A 15,972-nucleotide genomic window follows, 5' to 3' on the forward strand; every position below is an offset into this window, starting at 1 on the left:
CCGTGGCTATTGAGTTCGGGAAGGCGCTCACGGTCACCGAGACCCCCATCCCGGGGCTCGTCGTCCTCGATCTCCCGGTGCACGGCGACTCACGCGGCTGGTTCAAGGAGAACTGGCAGCGCGAGAAGATGACCGCAGCGGGCATCGACCTGCCCGACTTCGGTCCCGTGCAGAACAACATCTCGTTCAACGACGCGGTCGGCACGACCCGCGGCATCCATGCCGAGCCCTGGGACAAGTACGTCTCGGTCGCCACCGGGCGCATCTTCGGCGCCTGGGTCGACCTGCGCGAAGGGCCGACGTTCGGCGCCGTCTACACGACTGAACTCGACCCCTCGCGGGCGATCTTCGTCCCGCGCGGCGTCGGCAACTCGTATCAGACGCTCGAGCCCGACACCGCCTACACGTACCTCGTGAACGACCACTGGTCGCCCGACGCGACCTATACGTTCGTGAACCTCGCCGACGAGACGAGCGCTATCGAGTGGCCGATTCCGCTCGACCAGGTCGAGATCAGCGAGAAGGACAAGAACCACCCGCGCCTCTCCGAGGTGGTCCCGATGCCGCCGAAGCGAATCCTGGTGACGGGGGCGAATGGGCAACTCGGCCGCGCGCTCCGCGTCGAGTTCGGCGATCATCCCTGGATGGAGTACGCGGGCCGGGACGAGCTCGACCTGACCTCGCCGGATCTGGCCTCCGCACGTCGGTGGCGCGAATACAGCGCGATCATCAACGCGGCCGCGTACACCAAGGTCGACCTCGCCGAAACTCCCGAGGGGCGCGTCGACGCCTGGGCGGCCAACGTCACCGCGGTCGCCGCACTGGCGCGCATCGCGACGGCGAGCGGCATCACACTGGTCCATGTCTCGAGCGACTACGTGTTCGACGGGACGAATGACGGCGCGTACACCGAAAGCGACCCCGTTTCGCCGCTGGGGGTGTACGGACAGACGAAGGCCGCGGGGGATGCCGTCGTGTCCGTCGTGCCGCGTCACTACATCGTGCGCACCAGCTGGGTGATCGGTGACGGCAACAACTTCGTTCGCACGATGGCTTCACTCGCTGAGCGCGGCATCGATCCGAAGGTCGTCGACGACCAGTTCGGTCGACTGACATTCACCGACGACATCGCCCGCGGTATCCGGCACCTCATCGAGACGCGCGCAGCCTTCGGTATCTACAACTTGTCGGGTGCAGGTGACGAGTCTGCGTGGGTGGATGTCGCAGCCGACGTCTTCGAACTGACCGGGCACGATCGGAGCCGGGTGTCCCCGGTGTCGACCGACGTCTACTTCGCGGCAGCCGAAAGCCCGAGCGCACCTCGTCCCCGCCGCAGCGTGCTCAGGCTAGAGCGCCTCGAGGGTACCGGGTACGTTCCTCGCGATGCACGTGCGAGTCTTGAAGGGTACCTCACCGACGGAATTTGACCGGGTCACCGGCAGGCGACCGCCTCGTACAGGGCGGCGTCGCCGACCCGGGCCACCTCTTCGACGCCGGGCGCGTCGGCGAGACTGTCGAGTCCGTAGATCTCCGGCCGATCCTGGCCGAGAACCCCCTCTGTCCCAAAGTCGAGAGCCCAGTAGGCGTCGAGTTCTCGAACGACTTCGCAGACCGAGGGATCCACACCGACCCGGTCCCACCGGCTCAATAGCATCTTCTCGTCCTTCGACCTTTCGCCGAAGATATGGGGTGTCAACGCTTCCCGGCCCGAGAACGCCGGGGTCAATGATGCGCCGGTGCTGGCATCTCCCAGCACCACTTCGTTGGCCGGGACGATGTCGGGGAGCTCCTCGAGAAGCGCGCGCTCATCCTCGGACAGCAACGGCTCCACCCCCGCCTGCCCGAATGACTGCCCGAGCCACGACTCAGCCTGTGTCAGGGCGCCGCGCTGGCCCACCACGACGATCAGTCCGCCGACCAGTACGACGGCGATGATGGTCCGAAGCCACGCCGACGACGAGGGGATGACGCGTCGCAGCCCTGCAGCCATCGCCCGGGTGATCGTCGCCGCCCCGAGTATGACGAGGGGGAGGCATGCGACCGCGAACAGTGCAGAGACGCGTTCGGTGTCGCGATACCAGACCCCGGCGAGTAGATCGCGCAGGAATGGATGCCACATCGCAGCCGAAGCGAAGTACAGAATCGAGCCGGTCGTGGTCATGGCGAGAACGGCCGCGTACCGCCGAGCGTGCCGTATCGCGCGGATGAGACCCGAAGCGGCGAGCGGAATGAGTACCCATCCGATCAGTCCGGTCCCGGGCGACATGAGTGCGATCGACCCCACCGCCGCCCGCGGGTCCTGGATCGGATCCCAAGGTGCGGTACTCAGCGGCGGCCGGACGATCAGGAACACTGCTACCGTGCCGACGATGTACGCCAGGGCTATGGCCGCCTGGCTCCTGGCGAGAACGCTCGACCGTTCTCGCAGTAGCCGCAGCAACGGGGGAACCGCGAACACGAGCGCCAACAGTAGGGCAGCCACGACGACGCTCGGGTGGGTCAGAGCGATTCCCGGTGCGGCGGCACCAACGGCGACGGTGACGGGAACCTGTCGGCGGAACGACGACCGTCCAGCCCGGAAGAACTCCATCACGAGCGCAACGAGCACGGGGAGCATCGTCAGGCCCGACATGAAGGGGTAGAGGACCCCGAATGAGAAGAGACGGTAGGGGAACGCTGCGAACAGGCTGGCGCAGATACCGGACAACACGATGATGTCCGCGCGATTGCCGAAGATCCGCGTTGCGAGGAAGGAGAGCGACACCGGCCAGACGACGGCTGCCATGACGACCGACACTGCGTTGAGCGCAATGCTGACGTCCGAGACGCCGAGGCCCATCACGAGAGCCACCACATCGTGGAAAGCGGCGGGGTAGAACCCCCGCGAGGCCTCGGTCAAATTGCCAAGCGAAAGCGACGAACCGTTGCCGGTCGTGTGGATTAGGCCGATGGCGTTGAGATGGAAGACGTTATCGAACAGTTGCGCGATAGCAGTTGGGGATCCGATCCCGCGCATCAATCGAGATGAGATGAGCGCCGCGGCGAGGCTCAGCCCGACGACCACGGCGGCAGGAACAGCCCACGGGGCGAGGTCGTGTTCCCGTCGAATTCGCGCGTGTTCCCCCGTAGGCGCCCCGGAAGCGAAGCGACGCGTGATCAGGCGTCGCACGAACCAGACCATCCCGGCCAGCGCCACCAGCCCGGCAGCGAATGAGATCGGGTCGAACGGGAGGCGCAGAAGGCCGAGAAGCACCGCGCCCAAGCCGGCGATCGAGAAGGTCACCGGCGCGGACAGGGACCAGCGGATCCACCCGCGGGCGCCGGCGGCAGAGACGACGAGCAAGCCCGGGCCGATGACGACGGAAACCGCGATGAGGAACGGGGCGATCGCATCAACCCACGGCGCCATGGAACTCGCTTTCTATCAGAGGGAAGCCCTCCGACAGTAGCAACGTCCGCAAAGAAGACGCCTCGAACCAGCTGTCACCCTGATGCGGGGTCGGCGGGAAGCGCTGCGTGGCGGACGGCGGGGACCGTTTCGGTAGACTAACGGAACTATGACGGTTGATCCTGACTCCGTGCTCGTTATCGTGCCGGCGTGGAACGAAGAGGGCAACGTCGGTGACACCGTCAAAGAGATCGTCGCTGCCGATCCGAAGTATCACGTCGCGGTGATCGACGACGGGTCCACCGATGGCACTTCCGACGCTGCTCGGGCGGCGGGCGCAATCGTGCTCAGCCTGCCATTCAACCTCGGCGTAGGCGGAGCGATGCGCACCGGGTTCACCTACGCCCTGCGCGAGGGGTATCGGCGCGCCATCCAGGTGGATGCCGACGGTCAGCACAATCCCGCCGACATCGAGAAGGTCCTTGGTGGCTTGACCATCGCGGACATCTCCATCGGCGCCCGGTTCAGCGACGTCGGCGACTACGAGGTGAAGGGTCCGCGCAAGTGGGCGATGCGTGTGCTCGCCTCGGTACTGTCCCGTGTGGCCAAGACCCGACTGACGGATGTCACCAGCGGCTTCCGGGCCGCCGGTGAACGTGCGATCCGGCAGTACGTGCGCTACTACCCGGCCGAATATCTGGGTGACACGCTGGACTCGCTCGTGGCCGCCTGCCATGCCGGCCTCACTGTCACGCAGGTTCCGGTGGCGATGCGTCCCCGCCGTCATGGCAAGCCCAGTCAGGGGCCGATCGGTTCTGCGGTCTACCTGCTTCGTTCCGTCTTCGCGCTTCAGCTCGCGATCATGCGCCGACCGGGCATGACCAACGCAGATGCTGGAGGGCCTGCATGATCGTTCTGCTCGGAATAACCCTGGCCGTCGTGATTCTGGTGGTCGTCACGTGGATGCTGCTGACGCGACGACTCCGCGAGAAGTATGCGGCGCTATGGTTGGTCATCGCGCTCGCGGTGCTCGTCCTCGGCATCTTCCCGCAGCTGCTGGAGACATTGACGGGTATCTTCGGCGTTCAGGTTCCCGCCAACCTGCTCTTCTCGATGGCGATCGTTTTGCTCCTGGGAGTCTCGCTGCACCTGTCGTGGGAGCTTTCGCAGGCCGAAGACGAGATCCGGCGTGCCGCCGAGGAGGTCGCCATCCTCCGAGCCCAGGTCGAGCGCATCGAACGGGCGATCAGCTCCGGGAAGGCGAGCGGAGTCGAAGACGCCGATGGCGTCGGCTGAGTCCGGCCCGGCGAGGAGCGGCCTGGCTCTCGTCCTCGGAGCCACAGTCATCGCCGGAGCCGCGGGCTACATCATCCAGGCCGCTGTTCCCGCTTTCGCTCCCGATGAGTACCTCACCTTCACCGTGACATGGTCGGCGATCTACTTGATCGTCGGGGGTATGGCGGGCGTCCAACAGGAGATCACCCGCTCGGCGTTCCCGGCCGCCGTCCCCGGAAGCGGACGTAGCGCCGGAACCGTCGCCCGTTTCGTTGGGGCGGCATCGGTAGTGGCCGTGGTCGTCGTCTTCGGCAGCGCATTCCTCTGGGGGCCTGCGGCGCTCGGTGAGGATTTCGCGGCGGTGCTGCCTCCCATCCTGGTGGCGACGGCCGCGTACACGCTGGTCGCGGTGCTGAGCGGCGTCTATTACGGCGCTCGGCGATGGGTTTCTGCTGCGGGCATGACCGTCACCGACGCGCTGTTGCGTGTGGTGTTGATCGTGGTGGTGATGCTCCTGGGCCTCTCGGGTCCGGCTTATGCATGGGCCACGGCGCTGCCTTTCCTCGGATCGGTGATGCTGCTGTGGATCGTGAGCGGCCGGCGAGCAATGCGAGACGTCGACTTCGATGTCGACGTCTCGCAGCTGCTTCGCAACAGCGTGAGCACGGTCGGCGCGGCATTGGGCACGGGAATGATGATCAGCGGGCTTCCGCTTCTCCTCGGTGTCGCATCCCGTGGACTGCCTCAGATGCAGCTCGCCGCGCTCATTTTGATTCTCACGCTGACGCGGGCGCCGCTGGTCATCCCGCTGCTCGCGCTGCAGAGCTACCTGGTCGTGACGTTCCGCGACCACCCGAGCCTCGCTCTCCGCCGCACCCTTGTATGGGGCGCGGGCCTGGTGGGCGTGACCATCGTGCTCGCGCTCGCGGGATCATTCGTCGGCCCGTGGGTCATCGATCTCGTTTACGGTCCCGACTACGCACTGAGTGCGGCGCTTTTCGGTCTGATCATCGCGAGCGCCGGGATGACTGCTCTTTTGTGCCTGACCGGACCTGCGGTACTCGCGGCGGGTCGCCACCGGGCGTATGTCGCAGGGTGGGCGTTGTCGTCAATCGCGCTCGTGATAGGCCTGTTCCTCGTCCCCGCCGAGGTATGGGCGACGGTCGCCGTCATTTGCGCCGCACCGGTTCTCGGTGTCGGCGTACACCTGGCCGCCATCCTCAGGCGTCCGCGCAGCTGACCGACCGATGCGCCTATCGCGCACTCGGCGTGAGCGCCTTGCGGAAGCTCCCAAGCGTCTCCCGCGCGGTGCGCTCCCAGGTGAACTCGGCAGCCCGTGCGCGCCCCGCCCTGACGAGGCGATCGCGCAGATCCGCGTCCTCGACGACGCTCTCGATCAGGCGCGCCAGACCTGCATGGTCGTCGGGGGCGAAGTAGGCGGCGGCATCGCCGGCGACGAAACGATGGACCCCGATATCGCTGAGGAGAGTGGGGATACCCGCGGCCATGGATTCCAGTGCCGGCAGCGAGAACCCTTCCGCGTATGACGGGATGGCCAACGCTGTTGCTCGTTCGTAGAGATCGAGTACCCGGTCATCGGACACCCACCCGTCGAGTGTCACGTGGGCCGATACACCGAGGCTGTCCACGACGGGGCGGAGCGGGTCGTCGCCGCGCCCCCCGGTGATGACGAGGTGAGGTCGCTTCTCCGGCGCGATCAACGCGATCGCGTGGACGAGTGCTTTCCAGTTCTTGTGCGGACGCCGGTTGCCCATGGCGAGGATCATGGGCGCCTCAGTCGTGCTCCGCGAACGGTCGACGTGGGGCGCGTCGCCGCCGGCGAGCGGGATGATGTCGAGACGATCTCCGGACACCCCGAGGTATTTCTGGATCTCCGCGGCCGAGTCCGGGCTGATCGTCACGACACGAGCCGCGTTGGACGCGGCAGCCTTCTCCATCCAGCGGACCGGGCGGGTGTACAGCGGAGTCGACATGTACTGAGGGTGGCTCCAGTAGAGCATGTCGTGCATGGTGACCACGGCGGGCATCGACGACCGTCGTGGGCCGAGCGTCGCGGGAGAGTGAATCAGGTCAGCGCGCTCGGCACGGGCAGCGCGAGATACCTGGGTGAGTTCGCCCCATGCCCAGTGGAAACGGTTCTCCCCGCTGATGCCAGAGGGGATGATCCGGCCCGGGAACCATGAGAGATCGAGCTTCGCGCCTTCCCGACTGACGTAGCCGAGGAATTCCCAGTCCGGCGCGAGCGAACCCACAGCGCGATACAGCTCGCGGGTGTAGGTCTCCATGCCACCCTTGGTTCCGGTGTAGGACAACAGATCGACGAAGACGCGGGGCACGATCACTCAGGCTAGCAAGATCGGGAGTCAGTCACGCCGCTCGCGAGGGTCCGACGAGTGTCTCCGGCGGCCGTAGGTGCCCTCCGCGCGGACGAACACGAAGCATCGCCGGCCGCTCGACTGCGACCCAGCTCGCCCACGCCAGCAGGAGAGTGAACGCCCCTGCCGCGATCATGTACAGAGGGAGCCCCAAGGCCGCACCACCGCTCAGGATGACGAGCTGTTGTACCGGCCAGGCATAGATGTAGAAGCCGTAGCTGACGTCGTTGCGGGCGATCCATCGGGGCTGGGGGACGACGGCCGACAGCCACAGCAGGCCGTAGGCGAGGAACGGCGCCGCAGCCTGGCCCCCCCACCGAGGGACGAACGCGATCAGCAGCGTCGACGCAGCGAGGCCGACGAGGGCCAGAGTGGTGTTGAGGCCCTGCCGGTCGATGAGGAAGTACACCAACGCTCCGCCGAAGAAGAAGGGCGCCAGCTTGGCCAGCAGACCGAAACTCTGATCGAGCCCAAACCGCTCGAGGGCGGGGAGGAGAATCCATGCGGCCAGGCTCAGGATGAAGACGCCGCCGACGAGGATGGCGTTGCGCCGGAAGAGCGCGAGGCCGCCGAGCACCCACACGATGATGTAGCAGGCGAATTCGTAGAACAGCGTCCACAGAGAGCCGTTCCACACTCCCGCGTACGGAACGGAATCGAGAGTGGACCCGATCGTGTAGCTGTCGATGTAGAGCGTTACATTGCTCCAGACGTACTGGAACGGAGTCGTCGGTGTGCTGAAGTATCCGCTGAGGGAACCGCGCTCCAGCAGCATCGCGATAGGGCCGCAGATGAAGGCGATCACGAGGAGGCAGACGATGAACGCCGGGAAGATCCGCGCGATCCGATGCAGGAGGTAGGGACCGGCTTCCGTTCTGATCCTGCTGCGGGTGATGAGGAACCCGCTCAGGACGAAGAAGCCCGCGACCGCCCAGCCACCCAGATTTTCGCCATGAAGATGCGGTCCCTCTCCGGCGCCGTAGATGTAGTACGAGTGTGCGACGAGGACGAGCGCCGCCAGCACGAGCCGGAACAGATTCAGGCTGTTGTCACGGTACGGGTACGGGCGCCAGCGCGAAGCGGTCACTTCAGCAGGTTCTTCGCGGCCATCTCGTCGAGCGACTTCTGATAGTTGTCGCCTTCCACCGGCTCGGTCAGCACCCACTCCGCGAACCGCTTCACGCCTTCGGCGAACGGCACCGACGGCGTGAACCCGAGAACCTCGCGAAGTCGCGTCGTGTCGGCCACGTTGTGGCGGATGTCGCCGAGACGGTAGTTGCCGGAGACGCGGGTCGGGATGTCGCGGCCATATGCCTCGGTCAGCGCTTCGACGACGTCGAGGACGGTCGTGGCCACGCCGGACCCCACATTGAAGACGCCACCGGCGGCGGCAGGCGACGTCGTCGCCAGGTAGGTCGCTTCGACGACGTCGTCGATGTAGACGAAGTCTCGGGACTCGAGTCCGTCCTCGAAGATGTTGATCTCTTTGCCTTGGCGGATCAGCGTCGAGAAGATCGACAAGATACCCGTGTACGGGTTCTTGAGCGATTGGCCCGGCCCGTACACATTCTGATAGCGAAGAGCGACCGGTTCGATGCCGATGGTCGGAGCCACTGTCATGATGAGGGCCTCCTGCATCTGCTTTGTGATCCCGTAGACGCTGGAAGGATGTAGCTTCGCCGACTCGTCGGTCGGGATCAGCTCGAGTCGACCTTCGCCTTCGCCTTCGACGTGGACGTCGAAGTCGCCTGCAGCCATCGCGGCGTCGGCCCGGTGGGGTGGGTACACGACGCGCCCGTCAGAGGTGCGGTAAGCGCCTTCGCCGTAGATGGAACGGGAGGAGGCGATCACGATCCGGCGAACAGAATGCTCCGTGTTGGCGAGGAGATCGAGCAGTTTGGCGGTGCCTCCGGTGTTGACCTCGACGTAGCGATCGATTTCATACATCGACTGACCCGTGCCGGTCTCGGCGGCGAGGTGGACCACCGCGGTCACATCCGAGAGCGCGCGGGCGAGGGCATCAGAGGACGTGACCGAGCCTTGGATGACGGTCGCGATACCGTCCAGCGATCGCAGGAGCGGAGAGGTCGTGCCCGGGTCGTCGCCGTGGACCTGCGCGATGAGCGAATCCAGCACGGTGACGCGATGTCCTTCTGACGAAAGACGCCGCGCGAGTCGACTACCGATGAACCCGGCGCCGCCGGTGATGAGGACGTGTTCGGTCATCGTGACTCCCAGGTCTCAGAACGGAGCCCAGATCACACAGAGAAGATATGGGCCAGCGTTGATCCTAGCCCCTGCCTCGTGCCATGACGGAGAACGCCCGGGAGCTCTGCGACCGCGTGCAGACGCGAGAACAGGCGTATCCGTGCGGTCCGCGCGGTCCGTCGCCAGCGTCTCTCCTGCGCGAGTTCCGCGGCCGCGCGGTAGTAGGTCCGCTCATCCCGGAAACGGCGCCCGTCGAGCAGCGTCTTTTGGGACGCGGAGCCGCCGTGGCGCCGGTAGGAGAAGGCCTTCTCCGGGGTGAACGCGAGTGACCCACCTGCGAACGCGATGTCCATCAGAAGTGCGAGATCCTGAATGATCGGCAGGCCGTCACGGAAATCGATCCGCTTCAAGCTCTCGGTGCGGAACGTGAGCGAAGGCCAGTAGAGCCAATCGCCGCGGATGAGACTGGTCGCCATGCTCTCGGAGCTGAGCACCACGACATCCGACTTTGTCCGGGGCGCGAGACACCCCTGCTTCACACGATCGACCAGGGGACGGACCAGCTTCCCGTGCTCATCAATGACGTCGACTCCGGGCTGCAGGACATCGGCCTGGGGTGAGGCGGCGATCATGCGTTCGATCACGTCCACATAATTCGGGTGGAGCAGATCGTCACATCCGAGGAGCGTCACGAACGGCCCGCTCGCTCGGCGGATGGCTTCGCGATAGTTCTCGGTGATACCGAGGTTCACGTCGTTTCGGACGTAGGTGATTCGCTCGTCGGTCTCGCGCTCGAAGTACTGCGCGACAGCCCGGTCCGGGTAGCAATCATCGATGATGGTCAGGCGCCAATGCGGGTTCTGCTGGGCGCGGACCGAGTCGACGGTTTCGTACAGGAGCGCGGGGTCGCCCCAGAAGGGGACGAAGATCTCAAGAGTCATGACTCGTCCAGATTACGGAATTGAGCGGCGATAGACTCGATCTCCGGCTGGATCCTCTGCCATCATCTGCCCGCCTCCACGAAAGCGCCTCATGGATCTCCTCATCGTCGGCTCCGGCTTCTTCGGACTCACCATCGCCGAGCGTGCCGCGGCATCCGGTCGCAAGGTGACGGTCATCGACCGGCGCCACCACATCGGTGGCAACGCGTACACCGAGAACGAGCCGACTACCGGTATCGAGGTTCACAAGTACGGCGCGCACCTGTTCCACACCTCGAACGCGACGGTCTGGGAGTACGTCAACCGCTTCACGCAATTCACGAGCTACGTCCACCGCGTCTACACAACCCACAAGGGTGTCGTGTACCCGCTGCCGATCAACCTCGGCACCATCAACCAGTTCTTCCAAGCCGCCTACACGCCGGGCGAGGCGCGCGATCTGATCCAGGAGCTGGCGGGGGAGTTCGACCCGAAGACCGCGCAGAACCTCGAAGAGCGCGCGATCGGTCTCATCGGTCGACCACTGTACGAGGCGTTCATCCGCGACTACACGGCGAAGCAGTGGCAGACCGATCCGAAGGAGCTGCCGGCCGAGATCATCTCGCGCCTGCCGGTCCGATACACCTACGACAACCGCTACTTCAACGACACGTGGGAGGGGCTCCCCGTCGACGGCTACACCGCGTGGCTCGAGCGCATGGCCGACCACCCGAACATCGACGTGAAGCTGAATACCGACTTCTTCGACGAGTCGCAGCCGCTGAACAAGAAGGCGACCGTCGGCCAGGTGCCCATCGTCTACACCGGCCCCGTCGACCGCTACTTCGACTACACCGCCGGCGAGCTCGCGTGGCGGACGCTCGACTTCGAGCAGGACGTCCTCGACATCCCCGACTTCCAGGGCACCAGCGTCATGAACTACGCCGACGCCGACGCGCCGTACACGCGCATCCACGAGTTCAAGCACTTCCACCCCGAGCGCGCAGACCGCTACCCGACCGACAAGACCGTCATCGTCCGCGAGTACTCGCGCTTCGCGACGCGCGAGGATGAGCCGTACTACCCGGTGAACACCGCAGACGACCGGTCGGGCCTCCTCGCGTACCGCGACCTCGCCAAGGGCGAGCAGGACGTCCACTTCGGCGGGCGCCTCGGCACCTACCAGTACCTCGACATGCACATGGCGATCGGGTCGGCGCTGTCGATGTGGAACAACCAGCTGGCGTGACCGACGCCGCGGGAAAAGTGCTGACGCGTCGGCGGCGGGCTGCCGCGGCGCCGACGGTGCGTCGCGACGACATCGACGGGCTGAGAGCTTTCGCGATCCTGCTCGTCGTCGTCTATCACGTCTGGCTCGGTCGAGTGTCGGGTGGCGTCGACGTCTTCCTCATGGTGTCGGCCTACTTCCTGACGGCCTCGTTCGTTCGGAGATCTGCGGGCCTACGGCCAGCGGACCTCCCCGTCGTCTGGGCCCGTCGGTTCGCGCGGCTACTCCCCGCGGCTGGCCTCACGATCGCCAGCGTGCTGGCGTTCACTATGATCGCCTTACCCGGATCGCAATGGCGTGATGTTTGGGGCCAGGCATGGGCGTCCTTGTTCTATGTGCAGAACCGACAGCTGACCGCGAACGCGGTCGACTACTACGCGCGGACGGAGACGTTTCCTAGCCCGCTGCAGCACTTCTGGTCCCTCTCGGTCCAGGGGCAGGTCTTCGTCCTCTGGCCCATTCTGATCCTCGGCGCGGTCATCGTCGCTCGTGCGATCAATCGGTCGCCCCGTGCGGTTCTTGTGGCTGGGTTCGGGACCCTTTTCGTCGTGTCGTTGGCATACTCCGTGTACTTGACAGCTGCCGATCAGCAGGTCGCGTACTTCAGTACACCTGCACGCTTGTGGGAGTTCGCGCTCGGTTCCCTCGCCGCGCTTGTTTTCCCCGCTATCCGGGTCTCGCGATTCTGGTCAACTGTCCTCGGCTGGACGGGAATCGTCGCCCTGCTCGCATGTGGGGTGGTTCTCGACGTGGGCGCGGGTTTTCCGGGCTTTGCTGCGCTTTGGCCGACGTTGGCCGCCCTCGCGGTGATGGTCGCTGGGCAGGCAACCTCGCCGTCGTCATCGACACGGTTTCTCTCATCGCGTCCGCTGGCATGGATCGGCGGGATCGCCTACGCGCTCTATCTCGTGCACTGGCCGATCCTCGTCGCCTACATGACTCTGACCGACTCCACATCCGTCGGGTTCGCCGGCGGAGTTATCGTCATCGCCCTTTCCCTCGGGGCCGCCGTGCTTCTGACGCGGTTGGTCGAGCGTCCGGCGGGGCGCTTGATGGGTGGGCTTCGCCGCAATCTCGCGATCTGTGCGGCAGCTGTCTTGCTCGTCGCGGTGCCGCTGGGGAGCTGGCAGGTCGGCGAGAACGTGCGGGCTGCTGCGGGCGACCGCTCAACGAATCCCGGGGCCGCCGTGTTGATGCCCTGGCTGGGCAGTCATGCCGCCGACGATGCCCGCATTCTGCCGACAAGTACGCAGGTCGGAGCCGATTGGGTCTCATTGGACGGGCCGTGTGACAGCGGTCATCGTCCGAGGGGGCACCTTGCTGCCGAGTCCTGCGTGCAGGCTGGCGACTCGGATGACGCGCGGACGCTGATCGTTATCGGTGACTCCCATGCACAACAGTGGCTCGGCACAGTGCTGCCCATCGCTCGTGAGGCCGATTGGAATGTCATCGCGGTGCTGAAAGGCGGCTGCGCCTTCGCGCCGGACGAGGATGCGGACGCGGATTGTCGGCAGTGGCGTGACGAGGCGCTCGAATACGCCGAGGCGCAGCCGGCCGATGTCGTGATGCTGATGGGGTCGAAGGCCGCCGTCTCTTCAAACGAGGAACGTTTGCCTCTCGGGCTGGAGCGGCCCGTTGACGCCATCGTCGCGTCGGGGTCTCGTGTGCTGCTCGTGCGCGACAATCCGCGCTTTGACTTCGATGTCTACCGGTGTTTCGAGGACGCCGCGGATCCGCACGAGTGCGCGACACCCGTCGCGGATGCTCTGGCCGCTCAGAATCCGGCCGCGGAGCTCTCCGAGGCGGAGGATGTGTATCTCCTCGACCTCACGCCCTATCTCTGCCCCGAAGAGCTCTGCCTCCCTGTCATCGGAAACGTGGCGGTCTACATCGACGACAACCATCTGACGGCGACGTACGCTCGCTCGATGGCGCCCGCGGCGCTGGCCGCCTTCCGCGAGATGCCCGGCATCCCGCTCGGGTGACACTCGGGCCATAGGATCGAACCCGTGAGTCCCGCCGTCGTCGGCGCCCCCGGATCGCCGCGGCGCTACCTCCACTCGTTGTGGCTGCTATCGGCGCGCGACCTGCGGGTGCGGTACTCGACCAGTGCGCTGGGATACCTCTGGTCGGTCCTCGATCCGCTCGTGATGAGCGGCATCTATTGGTTCGTCTTCACCCAGGTGTTCCAGCGCGGCGTCGGCGAGACGCCCTACATCGTCTTCCTCATCACGGCCCTCCTGCCCTGGGTGTGGTTCAACTCCGCCGTCACCGACTTCACCCGCGCGTTCAACAAAGATGCGCGGCTCGTGCGCTCGACATCGATCCCGCGGTCGATCTGGGTCGGGCGCATCGTCCTGAGCAAGGGCATCGAGTTCCTTTTCTCGCTTCCCGTGCTCGCGCTGTTCGCGATCTTCGGCGGTGCGACGGTGAACTGGGCGCTGCTCCTCTTCCCGGTCGCGGTGATGCTGCAGATCATCCTGCTCCTCGGGCTCGGACTCATCGTCGCGCCCCTCTGCGTGCTTTGGGGCGACCTTGAGCGCACCACCAGACTCGTTCTGCGGGCGCTCTTCTACGCCTCGCCGATCATCTACGGCGTCGCCGACCTGCCCGGGATCTTCAAGGAGCTCGGCGCGTTCAACCCGCTCGCCGGTATCTTCACGCTCTACCGGGTCGGCTTCTTCCCAGACCAGTGGGACACGCTGTCCGTCATCGTGGGGGCCGCGACGAGCTTTCTCGTCCTCGCGCTCGGGCTGCTCGTCTTCAAGCGCCTCGAGCGCCCCGTGCTGAAGGAGCTGTGATGCCGGAACTCGCGATCGAGGTACGAGACCTCGGCGTCCGCTTCCGCCGCAACCGACGGGGACGGCGAAACCTCAAGGACCTGTTCGGCGGCGCGTCCCGGCGCAGCCGCCCCGGCGAGTTCTGGGCGCTCCGCAACGTGTCGTTCACCGTCGAGCCCGGCGAATCAATCGGAGTCGTCGGGCGCAACGGCCAGGGAAAGTCGACGCTCCTCAAGCTCGTCGCCGGCGTTCTGCTGTCGGATGAGGGCAGCGTCGACGTGCACGGCGGCGTCGCGCCGCTCATCGAGATCACGGGCGGTTTCGTGGGCGACCTCACGGTCCGCGAGAACGTGCGCCTCACGGCGGGCCTGCACGGCATGTCTAAGGCCGAGGTCAATCGCCGGTTCGACGACATCATCGACTTCGCCGAGATCGGCGACTTCGTCGACACCCCGTACAAGCACCTGTCCAACGGCATGAAGGTCCGGTTGGCGTTCTCCGTGGTGTCTCAGCTCGACGAGCCGATCCTGCTCGTCGACGAGGTGCTCGCCGTCGGCGATCGCGCGTTCCGTGCGAAGTGCTACAAGCGCATCGACGAGCTCCTCGCCGAGGGGCGGACGCTCTTCTTCGTGAGTCACAACGAGAAGGACCTCCGCCGCTTCTGCACGCGCGGTCTCTACCTCGACAAGGGCGGCCTCGTGCTTGACGCATCGATCGCCGACGTGCTCGATCGCTACAACGCCGACTACAACGCCGGCTGATCGGTCAGCGGCTGCATCGGGCGCCACGAGCGGTCGCGGGCGATCCGGGCGCCGTCGCGGAGGCCGCGGAAGAGGTTCGAGGTGCCGCGCACGGTGCGCTCGACGAAGAGCAGCCGGATGAGCTCCTTGCCGAATGTCAGCGTCGTTCCCAGACCGAAGAGCACCGGGTTGTAGACGCCGTTCGTGCGGTAGTAGTTCTTGATGTGGGCGCGGTTGCGCATGATGTAGTACCGGTAGGCGTCGCTCGAGGCGTTCATGTGGCGGATGCCCATGTCCCACTGGCGGATCTCGCGCGTGCGCCGCAGCACGAACTCGTCGACGATGACCGACGTCGTGATGCGCGAGGCGAGCCAGCCGTACATCTGGTCGTCCCAGTAGATGAAGAAGCGCGGGTCGGGCAGGCCGATGCGCGCGACGATCTCGCGGTTGATGAACATGCCCTCGAAGCAGCCCGAGTTCATCTCTTTGTAGCCCGACGCGCCGAACCCAGCCGGGGCGAAGGGGATGGGGATGCCCATGCGCTCGGCGATGCGGTACTGCCAGTAGAACTCGCTGCCGTCGAAGTCGTAGCGACGACCCTGGATGCTGCGGAACCGCGGCGCCCAGTGACCCATCCGTGCGAGGCCGTCGGGCAGCACCTCGACGTCGTCGTCCATCAGCCAGATCCACTCGGATCCGAGCTCGTACGCCGTGCGCACACCCTCGCTGAACCCGCCGGAGCCGCCCGTGTTCGTCTCGAGCCGGCGGTACACCAGCTCGGTCCCGAGCCGCTCGCGGAAGGATTCGACCACCTCGGTGGTGTCGTCAGTCGACGCGTTGTCGATGATGACCAGATGTCCGGGCTTCGGATCCATCACCACGACGCTCTCGAGGAGGCGCGAGAGGAGCCCCGATCGGTTGAAGGTGACGACGGCGATCGTCGCTGTCGACGAATCGAAAACCTGCGCGCTCACCGG

The 15,972-nt window shown here is 65.8% G+C and carries 14 protein-coding genes; 8 read left to right on the forward strand and 6 right to left on the reverse strand.

Translation table 11 applies throughout. The features are described from left to right. Window positions 1-2 precede the first annotated feature (2 nt). The gene (locus F6B42_RS11285; protein ID WP_150419792.1) at window positions 3-1,427 is read left to right on the forward strand and encodes a sugar nucleotide-binding protein; all 1,425 of its coding nucleotides are present in this window, start codon (window positions 3-5) and stop codon (window positions 1,425-1,427) included. A gap of 5 nt (window positions 1,428-1,432) precedes the next feature. On the opposite strand, the gene F6B42_RS11290 is transcribed toward F6B42_RS11285, so the two are convergent. Next, window positions 1,433-3,409, reverse strand: coding sequence for a DUF6541 family protein (locus F6B42_RS11290; RefSeq protein WP_150419806.1), 1,977 nt, complete (start codon window positions 3,407-3,409; stop codon window positions 1,433-1,435). A gap of 148 nt (window positions 3,410-3,557) precedes the next feature. Between F6B42_RS11290 and F6B42_RS11295 the strand changes: the two genes are divergently transcribed. From F6B42_RS11295 to F6B42_RS11305, 3 genes are all read left to right on the forward strand, one after another. Beyond that, window positions 3,558-4,298, forward strand: a complete 741-nt coding sequence (locus tag F6B42_RS11295; RefSeq protein WP_150419810.1) for a glycosyltransferase family 2 protein — start codon at window positions 3,558-3,560, stop codon at window positions 4,296-4,298. Then, window positions 4,295-4,684, forward strand: coding sequence for a DUF2304 domain-containing protein (locus tag F6B42_RS11300; RefSeq protein WP_114599133.1), 390 nt, complete (start codon window positions 4,295-4,297; stop codon window positions 4,682-4,684). The genes F6B42_RS11295 and F6B42_RS11300 overlap by 4 nt, the downstream gene beginning before the upstream one ends. A gap of 274 nt (window positions 4,685-4,958) precedes the next feature. Beyond that, window positions 4,959-5,903 carry a hypothetical protein gene (locus tag F6B42_RS11305; RefSeq protein ID WP_150419811.1) on the forward strand — a complete coding sequence of 315 codons (945 nt, stop codon included), beginning with the start codon at window positions 4,959-4,961 and terminating at the stop codon, window positions 5,901-5,903. Window positions 5,904-5,916: 13 nt separating this feature from the next. Here the strand turns inward: F6B42_RS11305 and F6B42_RS11310 are convergent, their stop codons facing one another. The 4 genes from F6B42_RS11310 to F6B42_RS11325 are packed head-to-tail and all read right to left on the reverse strand — an operon-like array spanning window position 5,917 to window position 10,208. Further along, complete coding sequence (locus tag F6B42_RS11310) at window positions 5,917-7,020, reverse strand: glycosyltransferase family 4 protein (protein WP_150419812.1); 1,104 nt, start codon at window positions 7,018-7,020, stop codon at window positions 5,917-5,919. Between the two features lie 31 nt (window positions 7,021-7,051). Next, window positions 7,052-8,146, reverse strand: coding sequence for an acyltransferase family protein (locus F6B42_RS11315; protein ID WP_191089344.1), 1,095 nt, complete (start codon window positions 8,144-8,146; stop codon window positions 7,052-7,054). Beyond that, window positions 8,143-9,285: an NAD-dependent epimerase/dehydratase family protein gene (locus F6B42_RS11320; protein ID WP_150419814.1), complete on the reverse strand. Its 1,143-nt coding sequence runs from the start codon at window positions 9,283-9,285 to the stop codon at window positions 8,143-8,145. The genes F6B42_RS11315 and F6B42_RS11320 overlap by 4 nt, the downstream gene beginning before the upstream one ends. Before the next feature lie 32 nt (window positions 9,286-9,317). Further along, window positions 9,318-10,208 carry a glycosyltransferase gene (locus tag F6B42_RS11325; protein WP_150419815.1) on the reverse strand — a complete coding sequence of 297 codons (891 nt, stop codon included), beginning with the start codon at window positions 10,206-10,208 and terminating at the stop codon, window positions 9,318-9,320. Between the two features lie 91 nt (window positions 10,209-10,299). Here F6B42_RS11325 and glf point away from each other — a divergent pair, with 91 nt between their 5' ends. From glf to F6B42_RS11345, 4 genes are read left to right on the forward strand one after another with little or no spacing between them, the layout of a single operon-like run. Then, the gene (gene glf, locus F6B42_RS11330) at window positions 10,300-11,436 is read left to right on the forward strand and encodes a UDP-galactopyranose mutase (protein WP_150419816.1); all 1,137 of its coding nucleotides are present in this window, start codon (window positions 10,300-10,302) and stop codon (window positions 11,434-11,436) included. Then, a complete protein-coding gene (locus F6B42_RS11335; protein ID WP_191089345.1) occupies window positions 11,433-13,460 on the forward strand; it encodes an acyltransferase family protein in 2,028 nt (675 codons plus the stop codon). Before glf ends, F6B42_RS11335 begins: the two co-directional genes overlap by 4 nt. A gap of 24 nt (window positions 13,461-13,484) precedes the next feature. Continuing rightward, the gene (locus tag F6B42_RS11340) at window positions 13,485-14,276 is read left to right on the forward strand and encodes an ABC transporter permease (protein ID WP_150419818.1); all 792 of its coding nucleotides are present in this window, start codon (window positions 13,485-13,487) and stop codon (window positions 14,274-14,276) included. Then, window positions 14,276-15,016 (forward strand): ABC transporter ATP-binding protein, encoded by a 741-nt coding sequence (locus F6B42_RS11345; protein WP_150419819.1) that lies wholly within the window; start codon window positions 14,276-14,278, stop codon window positions 15,014-15,016. Before F6B42_RS11340 ends, F6B42_RS11345 begins: the two co-directional genes overlap by 1 nt. Here the strand turns inward: F6B42_RS11345 and F6B42_RS11350 are convergent. Continuing rightward, on the reverse strand, window positions 15,001-15,969 hold the full coding sequence (locus tag F6B42_RS11350; RefSeq protein WP_223878463.1) for a glycosyltransferase: 969 nt from the start codon (window positions 15,967-15,969) through the stop codon (window positions 15,001-15,003). The genes F6B42_RS11345 and F6B42_RS11350 overlap by 16 nt on opposite strands. Between the last annotated feature and the right edge of the window lie 3 nt (window positions 15,970-15,972).

This window comes from Microbacterium radiodurans (genome assembly GCF_008710705.1).
GTDB lineage: Bacteria > Actinomycetota > Actinomycetes > Actinomycetales > Microbacteriaceae > Microbacterium > Microbacterium radiodurans.